11 protein-coding genes are annotated in these 9,570 nt (G+C 66.6%); 6 read left to right on the forward strand and 5 right to left on the reverse strand.

Going from position 1 to position 9,570, the window contains the following annotated elements; translation table 11 throughout:
- Positions 1-32: 32 nt before the first annotated feature.
- Positions 33-692: an endonuclease NucS gene (gene nucS / locus ON45_RS16270; RefSeq protein WP_040495122.1), complete on the reverse strand. Its 660-nt coding sequence runs from the start codon at positions 690-692 to the stop codon at positions 33-35.
- Entirely contained in the window at positions 692-2,302 is a 1,611-nt protein-coding gene (locus ON45_RS16275) for an ABC1 kinase family protein (protein ID WP_241432231.1), read from the reverse strand. The genes nucS and ON45_RS16275 overlap by 1 nt, the downstream gene beginning before the upstream one ends.
- 169 nt (positions 2,303-2,471) lie before the next feature.
- Here ON45_RS16275 and ON45_RS16280 point away from each other — a divergent pair, with 169 nt between their 5' ends.
- The gene (locus ON45_RS16280) at positions 2,472-2,948 is read left to right on the forward strand and encodes a VOC family protein (RefSeq protein ID WP_040495124.1); all 477 of its coding nucleotides are present in this window, start codon (positions 2,472-2,474) and stop codon (positions 2,946-2,948) included.
- Between the two features lie 83 nt (positions 2,949-3,031).
- Here the strand turns inward: ON45_RS16280 and ON45_RS16285 are convergent, their stop codons facing one another.
- Positions 3,032-3,673, reverse strand: a complete 642-nt coding sequence (locus ON45_RS16285; protein ID WP_040495134.1) for a carboxymuconolactone decarboxylase family protein — start codon at positions 3,671-3,673, stop codon at positions 3,032-3,034.
- 92 nt (positions 3,674-3,765) lie between these two features.
- Here ON45_RS16285 and ON45_RS16290 point away from each other — a divergent pair, with 92 nt between their 5' ends.
- The 3 genes from ON45_RS16290 to gdhA are packed head-to-tail and all read left to right on the forward strand — an operon-like array spanning position 3,766 to position 7,048.
- Complete coding sequence (locus ON45_RS16290) at positions 3,766-5,061, forward strand: SGNH/GDSL hydrolase family protein (protein ID WP_040495125.1); 1,296 nt, start codon at positions 3,766-3,768, stop codon at positions 5,059-5,061.
- Positions 5,058-5,690, forward strand: coding sequence for a TetR/AcrR family transcriptional regulator (locus tag ON45_RS21700; protein WP_051063209.1), 633 nt, complete (start codon positions 5,058-5,060; stop codon positions 5,688-5,690). Before ON45_RS16290 ends, ON45_RS21700 begins: the two co-directional genes overlap by 4 nt.
- The gene (gene gdhA, locus ON45_RS16300; protein ID WP_040495126.1) at positions 5,687-7,048 is read left to right on the forward strand and encodes an NADP-specific glutamate dehydrogenase; all 1,362 of its coding nucleotides are present in this window, start codon (positions 5,687-5,689) and stop codon (positions 7,046-7,048) included. Before ON45_RS21700 ends, gdhA begins: the two co-directional genes overlap by 4 nt.
- Before the next feature lie 28 nt (positions 7,049-7,076).
- Here gdhA and ON45_RS16305 read toward each other — a convergent pair whose 3' ends face one another.
- A complete protein-coding gene (locus tag ON45_RS16305; protein WP_040495127.1) occupies positions 7,077-7,880 on the reverse strand; it encodes an enoyl-CoA hydratase-related protein in 804 nt (267 codons plus the stop codon).
- Position 7,881: 1 nt separating this feature from the next.
- A complete protein-coding gene (locus ON45_RS16310) occupies positions 7,882-8,658 on the reverse strand; it encodes an inositol monophosphatase family protein (RefSeq protein ID WP_040495128.1) in 777 nt (258 codons plus the stop codon).
- 56 nt (positions 8,659-8,714) lie between these two features.
- Here ON45_RS16310 and ON45_RS16315 point away from each other — a divergent pair, with 56 nt between their 5' ends.
- Positions 8,715-8,993, forward strand: coding sequence for a hypothetical protein (locus tag ON45_RS16315; protein ID WP_040495130.1), 279 nt, complete (start codon positions 8,715-8,717; stop codon positions 8,991-8,993).
- Positions 8,990-9,570: metal-dependent hydrolase (locus ON45_RS16320; protein WP_040495132.1), on the forward strand; the 581-nt coding region annotated here is incomplete at its 3' end. The genes ON45_RS16315 and ON45_RS16320, both read left to right, overlap by 4 nt.

Below are 9,570 nucleotides of genomic sequence, written 5' to 3' on the forward strand. Positions count from 1 at the left end.
TTACGTAACGGGTCAGACCCGTCACGTAACGGTCAGAAGAGCTTGAGTTCGTCGGAGCGCAGGCCGCGAAGCTGGTCGTAGTCGACCTCGACCCAGGTGAACCCACGTGACTCGGCGAGCACCTTCGCCTGGGGCTTGATCGATTGCGCCACGTACACGCCGCGGATGTCGCCGAGCGACGAGTCGAGCTGGAGCCGCTCGATGTAGCGGGCCAACTGCTCGACCCCGTCGATCTCGCCGCGCCGCTTCACCTCGATCGCCACCACCTGGTCGGCTCCGTCGCGACACACGAGGTCGATCGGACCGATCGCGGTGGGATACTCGCGGCGCACGAGCGTGAGCCCGTCCTCGATCGAGTCGGGGCTCGCCGCGAGGAGTTCCTGGAGGTGCGCTTCGACCCCGTCCTTCTGGAGTCCGGGGTCGTCGCCGAGTTCGGTGCTGATGTCGCTCAGTACCTCGTGCAGAGTGATCGTGAGCGTTTCCTTCTTCGGGTTCGTGATCACCCACTGACCCTCGCCCTCGGCGAGCACGTTCGGCGCGTTCATCCAGTTGAGTGGCTTGTACGCGCCACCATCGGCGTGGATGGCGACACAACCGTCGGCCTTGACCATGATCAGGCGGTTCGCCTCGGGGAGGTGGGCATCGAGACGACCGGCGTAGTCGACCGAGCAGCGGGCGATGACCAGCCGCATCAGTCGCGCCCCTCGACGTGATCCGCCATCCGCTTCTGGATCAGGGCGCGCCGCTCCTGGAGCTCTCGGTAGGTCAATCGGTTCACACTCGGGTCGAGTCCCATACTCGCCTTCACGCCGTCCATGTCGAACTCCACGTCACTTGGGTTGAGCCCGAGTTCTCGCCCGAGGCGCTCGCCGTGCTTCATCGCGAACAGCATCGAGATGTTCGTCACCTCGCCGATCAGGTCGAGGTCGGGAGCGAGGCGGGCGATCGCTCCGTCGAGGAAGACGAGGTTCTTCACGTAGAGCATCAGCTCCTTCGGGAGCTTGGCGCCGTAGCCGAGCATCGCCTTCACGACCCGCTGGACCTCTTTCACCATCTCCTCGCCGGTGAGCGTCGTCGGGTCGATCACCTCCTGGTCGAGGCGCAGGTCGGAGATGACCGCCGCCACATCGGTGTCGACGGGGAGGGCACCGAGGTCACGCAACGCCTCGACCTGTCCCTTCGGATCGTTGGTCGTCGCCCCCAGCATCAGGCGGAGGAACGCGTTGCGGCGGGGACCGTCGAGGCGCCCGACGATGCCGTAGTCGAGGAGCGCCGTTCGTCCATCGTCGAGGACCAGCAGGTTTCCGCCGTGCAGGTCGCCGTGGAAGATCCCCTCGACGATCGCTCCCTCCATGAACGCGACCATCGCCGTGCGGATCACCGCCTCGGTGTCGATTCCGGCGTCGTGCATGCCCGCGACGTCGTCGAAGTTGAAGCCGTGGACACGTTCCATCACCAGGACCCGCCGGGTCACGAGCTCGGGATGTGGGCGGGGCGTGACGTAGCGATCCTGCTCGAGGTCGTGGAGCATCGCCGCGACGTCGACCATGTTGGCCGCCTCGATCCGGAAGTCGAGTTCCTCGACGATCGTCTCGGCGAACAGCTCCACGAGCGCGGGCGGGTTCGCCAATGCCGCAACGGGAATCCGTCCGACGAGGAATGGCGCCAGCCACGCCATCACCTTGAGGTCCTTGCGCACGAGCGACGAGACCTGCGGTCGCTGGACCTTGACCACGACTTCCTCGCCCGTTCGGAGCCGTGCGGCGTGCACCTGGGCGATCGATGCCGCAGCGATCGGAGTCTCCTCGAACGACTCGAAGATGTCGCCGAGTCGGGCCCCGAGATCCTGTTCGACGGTGAGCTTCACGGCGGCAAACGGCTCGGCCGGCACCTGGTCACGACACTTCTTGAACTCCGAGACCAGCTCGGGTGGGAAGAGACCTTCACCCGACGAGATGATCTGACCGAGCTTGATGTAGGTGGGCCCGAGTGCTTCGGCGGCGCGACGGAGCCGGTCCGAGAGGTCGAGCCGGCTCGCCTCCGAGGTCGGAAAGCGATTCAGCTTCTTGCGCGCCAGCCAGGGGAGGACGGCGCCACCGAGATGGCGAACGACCGTGAAGACCCGAGATCCGGACGGAAACCGGCGGGGCGCGGTGAGCGTCGGGACCTCGTCCTGCGCTCGGCGTCGCAGTGTGGCGGCGAGGGGGAGCCAGCGAGCATCGTCTCGTTCCAGCGTCCACGGACCGGACTCGGTGAACGCGGCCCAGCTGCGGTCGGAAGCCATCTCGGCCGAGTCGGTCATGGCCTCCATGATGTCGTGACCTCGGCGCGAAACCTGAGTGCAGCTCGGACGAAAATGCACGGCCGCCTCTCGAGGCGGTGAGCGGATCGCAACCCGGACGTCGGTTCGCTCACCGGTCGGGCGGCGTTTCACTTCCGAGAGACGGGTGTGGCCAGTTACGTTCTGTCCCATGAGTGAGAGCACCACCACTGATCGTCCGTTCCGGGTTCTCGGGATCCAGCAGGTCGCGATCGGAGGGCTCGACAAGGGGGCGCTGTCGGGGCTCTGGACCGGGTTGCTCGGCGTCGAGAAGGTCGGGGACTACGTCGCGGAGTCCGAGAACGTCGACGAGGACATCCTGCGCCTCGGGAGCGGTCCGCATGCCGTGGAGATCGACCTGATGCAACCGCTGGACCCGGAGGTCGCACCGAAGGTCCACGTGCCGACCCTGAACCACATCGGGCTGTGGATCGACGATCTCCCCGCCGCGGTCGGCTGGCTCACCGAGCAGGGGATGCGCTTCACCCCGGGCGGTATTCGCCGTGGCGCGTCGGGTCACGACGTGTGCTTCCTGCACCCGAAAGGGAACGAGGCGACCCCCCGTTCCGGCGAAGGCGTGCTGATCGAACTGGTCCAAGCACCCGCCGACGTGATCGCCGCCCTCTGAATCCTCGTTTGCGTTGCACTTCTGGCGGCTCCGACGACCAGAAATACAACACAAACGGGAGGTGGGCGTGCTGGACGGCGATGTCAGGTGTCGTCGACCATCGACATGACGTCGGTTCCGGCGAAATTTCCCTGCGGGTCGGCGACCTCGACCACTCGATCGTCGACGTCGTCGTATTCGAGGCGTAGCGCTCGACTCATCGTGGCGTGCATCGCATAGGTCGAGGTGATGTAGGTGAACTCGAGGATCTCGACTTCGCTGTAGTGCTCGCGGAGGGCATCGAACACCCCCTCGGGCACGCGACCGTGCTCGAGCACGAGACAGTCGGTGTAGGCGAGGAGGGCGCGCTCGGCGGGCGAGAAGCAGTCGGTGGTCGACCAGTGCGGGATCGCGGCGACCTCCGCGTCGGTGAACCCGGCGTCGCGCATCGCCTTGCAGTGTTGGCTGAACACGAACTGGCTGCCCACGACGTAGCCCGCTCGCGTCTGGCCGAGCTCGCGAGCCCGCGCGGAGAGTTCCCGATCGGGTGATCGGTAGAACTGAAACCCGGCCGTCGTGTGGTCGAACGCGTCGGGGACGAGGGCGAAGACGGTCCACCAGTTTCCCGGGGTTCCGGTGGCCGTGCCGGGTTCGGCAACCGGATCGCGATCGTCGAACACGGCGCCGTACACCGCCTGTGCGAACGGGTGGGCGTCATCACGAGGAACCTGGCTGAGTCGCGGCATCGTCGGAGTCTTCCGCGGACGAAGCCGGTTGACAGAATCTGACGCTCCGACCAAGATGCGAAGGAACATTCGCTTTCTGATCGGGGGATCACATGAAGCACGCTCGGCTGACGAAGCTCGCCATGGCGACGGGGATCGCCGTTGCCACGGTCGTCCCGGCGACGACCGGATCGGCACAGGAGGCGCCACCACCGTCGTTGCCGACCGCCGCGGTCGCGATGGGGGATTCGTTCATCTCCGGCGAGGGCGCCGGCAGCTACGAGGCCGTGGTCGACGTCAACGGCGTCGCGCAGGGGTTCCCGGGCTGGTCGGCCGCCAACAGCAACGCGTTCTTCTGTCATCGGTCGTCGAACGCATCGATCGAGGTCGCCCCGCTGGGCGGGATCGACGAGCGGTTCAACCTCGCGTGCTCCGGAGGACAACCCCACGACATCGCGAACGATTCGATCGCTCGCCCGTCCGGACGCACCGTCGAGGCTCAACTCGACCAACTGCGAACGGTCGCGGAGACCCACGACATCGACGTGGTGCTGATCGGACTCGGCTCCAACAACTCCAGTTTCACGTTCGGTGACGCCGCGGCCGACTGTGCCGGACGATTCGTCGCAGACGGGTACATCGGATGGTGGGAGTTCTGGGTTCCGATCATCAACTGGATCACCGGCGCCACGAGCCCGCAGGATCCGTGCACGGCGAACGATCTGGCGACCGCAGCCGAGCTCGCGAACGCGCAGGCGGAGACGACCGCAGCGTTGCGCCAGATCGTCGACACCCTTGCCCAGATCGACGCCGACGGGCAGCACTCGATCATCCTGCAGGACTACACCAACCCGCTGCCGACCGACTTCGAGAACACGTTCTACAAAGAGGACCGCCGCACCGACACCCGGGACAAGTTCCGCGGTCTCGTCCGTGAACGCTACGCAGCGGGCTGTCCGGCGCACCGCGCCAGCCTCGGGCCGGCGCATCAATTCAGTCAGGGTCTCGGCAACTTGGTCTCCGGGGCGCACGCAACGCTGGTGAGCGAATATCCGGGCACCGACCTGCGCTACCTGAACGTCCAGCGGGCCTTCGACGGCGCCCGACTCTGCGAACGGTCCAACAGTCCTTCCGGCGCACTCGCCACGCCCGTGCGGTTGATGGACGAGTCGGGCGGGGTGCCGACCGGTGTCCACCTCACCAGCATCAACGGAACCGACAAGCTCGACATCGCGCGGATCCAGAACGTGTGCACCGACTGGTTCCAGACCTGTCAGGAGTCGTGGCACCCGAATGCAGCGGGGCATGCAGTCCTCGGGCAGTGCCTGGCGGCGGCGCTGGCACCCACCGCCGATACGCGAACCGACTGTGTCCGCAATCCGGGCAACGGATCGATCAGCGCGAGTTGACGCGACCGGCGCCGAAACAACAGCGTTCGCAGGCCACGGTCGAACGAATCCTCGGCACAGCGAACACGCTGTTCGCCGCGCATGGCTCTGCGGGCACCACGACGACGCAGATCGCCGAAGCGGCCGGTGTGTCTGTCGGCGCGCTGTATCGCTTCTTTCCCGACAAACATGCGATCGGCGAAGCGCTCGCGGACCGGTATCTCGAGGTTGCGGCCGGGCGTTTCGGAGGAGTGATCGACGGGGTGTCCGCGCTCGACGAGGTGCCCGATGCGCTGCGCGAAATCGTGGCGATCGCGGCCGGACTCGCGCTCGATCACGCCGGGTACTATCGGCTCGCGACCGAGCTACGCCCTGACCAGGCGGGATCCGTCGGGTTCGGTGTCCGGTCGGCGATGGTCGACACCTTCGAAGGTCTGCTGATCGGCCTGGGCGACGAGCAGGATGCGACGGTACGACGCGCCGGGATCACGCTCGCGATCGAGACGGTGCGGCACACGTTGGCGACCTGCCCGACCACCGAGCCGGCTCGGTCGATCGTCATCTCGGAGCTGGCGGAGATGGTGGTGCTCTACGCTGAACGCCGGCTGATGACCGGTGAGCCGCCGGAGAACGCGGAGACGGGGACATGAACGACGGAGTACGGCAGGAACTCGACGGATTCATGAACGGGTTGGAGCGGCGGAATCCGGGCGAACCCGAGTTCCAGCAGGCGGTCCGCGAGGTGGCCGAGACCTTGATCCCGTTCACGCTCGACCATCCCCAGTACCGCGACGCGCAGATCCTCGAACGGATGACCGAGCCCGATCGCGTGATCATCTTCCGCGTCACCTGGCAGGACGACCAGGACCAGATCCGCGCCAATCGGGCGTGGCGCGTCCAGTTCAACAACTCGATCGGGCCGTACAAGGGAGGGCTGCGGTTCCATCCGAGCACGACGCTCAGCGTGCTGAAGTTCCTCGGTTTCGAGCAGATCTTCAAGAACAGTCTCACGGGACTCCCCATGGGCGGTGCGAAGGGTGGGTCGAACTTCAACCCGAAAGGCAAGAGCGACGGGGAGGTGATGCGGTTCTGCCAGTCGCTGATGACCGAACTGCACCGCTACATCGGCGACGACGTCGACGTCCCAGCGGGCGACATCGGCGTGGGAGCTCGCGAGATCAGCTACCTGTTCGGGCAGTACAAGCGACTCGAGAACCGGTTCAACGGAATTCTCACCGGGAAAGGACTCGCCTTCGGCGGCAGCCTGATCCGCACCGAGGCGACCGGCTACGGAGCGGTCTACTTCATGGAGAACATGCTCAATCACGTCGACGACTCCGTCGAGGGCAAGACCGCGGCCGTGTCGGGTTCGGGAAACGTGGCCCTCTATGCGATCGAGAAACTCAACCACTTCGGCGCGAAGGTCGTCACCGCGTCGGACAGCGGCGGGTTCATCCACGACCCCGACGGGATCCACGCCGAGAAGCTGGCGTGGCTCAAGGATCTGAAGGAGGTCCGGCGCGGCCGGATCAGTGAGTACGCCGAACACTTCGGGTGCGAGTACCACGACGGCGAGCGGCCGTGGGGCGTGCCCTGCGATCTGGCGCTGCCGTGTGCCACGCAGAACGAGGTGTCGGCGAGCGAGGCGTCGACCCTGATCAAGAACGGCGTGATCGCCGTGTCGGAGGGGGCGAACATGCCGACCGTCCTCGACGGCGTACACGCGTTCGGTGACGCCGGGGTGCACTTCGCTCCGGGCAAGGCGGCGAACGCCGGCGGAGTGGCCGTTTCCGGGCTGGAACAGAGTCAGAACGCGTTGCGCATCTCGTGGTCGCGCGAGGAGGTCGACAGCCGGTTGAAGACGATCATGTCCGACATCCATTCCACGTGCGTCGCCTACGGCGAGAAGTACGGCCGCACGAACGGCACGGTCGACTACGTGGCGGGGGCGAACATCGGCGGGTTCGTCAAGGTCGCCGACGCGATGCTCGCCTACGGAGCGGTCTGAACGCGTCCAGGTGTTTGCGTCCGCCCGTTCAGAAGTTCGGTGGGCGTTTCTCCACGAGCGCGGCGACACCCTCGGCGTACTCGTCGGTGCCCATTGCCACGTTCATCAGCCGGATCGAGTCGTCGACGCTCGCTTGAGGATCATGGCGGAGCAGGTCGGCGGCGAGTTGCTGCTTCGTCATCCGCACAGCTTCCGGTCCGGTCGTCGTGGCCAGCGCTCGCGCCCACTCCGTTGCCGCCGCGAGGGGATCGTCGGACACCGTGTTCCAGAGTCCCCACTCGGCCGATTCGGTCCCCGTGAAGACCCGTCCGGACAGCAGGATGTCGGCGGCGCGGGTCGTTCCGATCAGCCGGGGCAGTGTCCAGGTCATCCCGTACTCGGCGGGCAGACCGAGTTTGGGCGCAGCCGTGGTGAGCTTCGCGTCGGGGTGAACGAATCGCAGATCACAGAACGTGACGAGCGCCAAGCCGATGCCGGCGCAGGCGCCGTTCACCGCGGCGATGATCGGATGGCGATAGCCGAGCTGCCACGCGAAGTCGGCGTCGATGCGGTCGCCGCCGCCGGGGCTGGCCGCCTCGTCGGTGATTCCCCGGTCGTAGGAACCACGTTCGGCGTGGTCGGACAGTGCCTGGCTGTCGCCGCCGACACAGAAGCGGTCGCCCGTCCCGGCGATGATGACCGCGCGGACGTCGTCGCGGTCCTCCAGCTCGGCCATGATCCAGCGGTACTCCGCATGCATCCGCCCCGTCCAGGCGTTGGCGCGGTGTGGCCGGTCGAGCCAGAGCGTCGCCACCCCGTCGACGACATCGAACCGGGTGGCATTCAGGTCCATGTCAGTGGGACGATCCCCAGATCGCGCCGAGCACGGAGTCGGCGAGTTCGGGACGGCAGACGATGAAGTCCGGCAGCCACGGATCGCGCTCGTTGTAGACGAGGGGCGAGCCGTCGAGCCGACTCGCGTGGAAACCGGCGGCCGCCGCGACGGCGCACGGAGCGGCGGAGTCCCACTGGTACATCCCGCCGTCGTGGACGTAGATGTCGGCATGCCCCATGACGACCGCCATCGTCTTGGCACCGGCGGATCCGAGCCTGACAGCGTCCGCTTCGAGTCCCTCGGCGACGAGCGCGGCGGAGTAGGGAACCCGCGTCCGTGACGTGACCAGGCGCGGCCGGTCCCTGGACATCGGAGGAATCGGCGGCGGGGGATCGGTGGAGAAGACCGCGTTCAGGGCGGGCAGGCTCACGGCTGCGGCACCGAAACTCTCGTTCTCCCAGAGTGCGACGTGGACCGCCCAGTCGTCGCGGCCCGGTTCGCTGAACTCGCGGGTCCCGTCGAGCGGGTCGATGATCCAGACCCGATCGGAATCGAAGCGGCGGGTGTCGGTCTGGCCCTCTTCCTCGGACAGCACCGCATCGTCGGGTCGGTGGGTGTGCAGTTCGCGGGCGAGGAAGTCCTGTGCGACCGCGTCGCCGGTGTCCTTCACGTCCCACTGACTGGCACCTTCGGCGAACATCTTCGTCCGTACTTCGACGAGCAACTGTCCCGTCTGGATCGCCAGCCGACTGGCGAACTCCGCGTCGGTCTCCGTGCGCGTCGTGGTGCTCGACATCGGATCATCATGCCAGCCAGGTTCCGCGATGGGGCAGCCGACTAGCGTTCGGGCGCGTGCCCCCCGACCCATCGAGCGACGCTCCGGAGCCCAGCGGTACGTCGGTCAGCGCCGACCTCACGGACTTTCGCGGGTCCCGTCGCCTCGTCGGCACCGAGGAGTGGTTCTGGTATCTCCTCGCCGCGGTCACCTACATCACGCTCGGAATCTGGCACAAGTGGCTGCTCAACTGGTTCGTCGGACCGGCATGGCTCGTGGGGATCGTCGTGGTCGGGCCCTGGATCACCGATCGGATCGGGCTCACGGGTCGTCGTGACCGAGGTCGGGCCCCGTGAGTTGGGCGGCGCACCAGTTCGAGATCTACGCCGTCCAGGCGCACCTCCCGAGGAAGATGAAGGGCAAGGTCAGCTTCTGGGCGATCTTCCTCGGTGACTTCACTCCCGATTTCCTGTCGAAGTTCTGGGTGTACGGCATCACGATCAACGGGACGCGCTACGGGGCCGACGTGCCGCACCAGTGGCATCGAGGGTTCCCGGGGATGGGTTTCACCCACACGCTGTTCTTCGGGATCCTCCTCACCCTCCTGATGTGGGGGTGGAAGAAGAACCGCGGGTTCACGATCGGGTTCCTGCTCGGCTACGCCGCGCACGCGCTGACCGACATCAACGACTCGGTCGGCGTGCTGCTCCTGTTCCCGTTCCTGCTCGTCAATTTCACGTCGGAGACGTGGGCCTACGCCGCGACCGTCGACGGCGGCAAATACCTCGACGCCGCGGCGTACTACTCGTCGCTCGGCCTGGCGATGGATGTGTTCTGGCTGGTCGTCGTGTTGTTCTCATGGCGGGTGCTCACCCGCGAGCACTGGCGGACGCAGATCGTTCCCGCCGATGCTCGAATCTGGGCCTGGTTCGG

Origin of the sequence: Ilumatobacter nonamiensis YM16-303 (assembly GCF_000350145.1) — a bacterium.
In the GTDB taxonomy this organism is placed as follows: domain Bacteria; phylum Actinomycetota; class Acidimicrobiia; order Acidimicrobiales; family Ilumatobacteraceae; genus Ilumatobacter_A; species Ilumatobacter_A nonamiensis.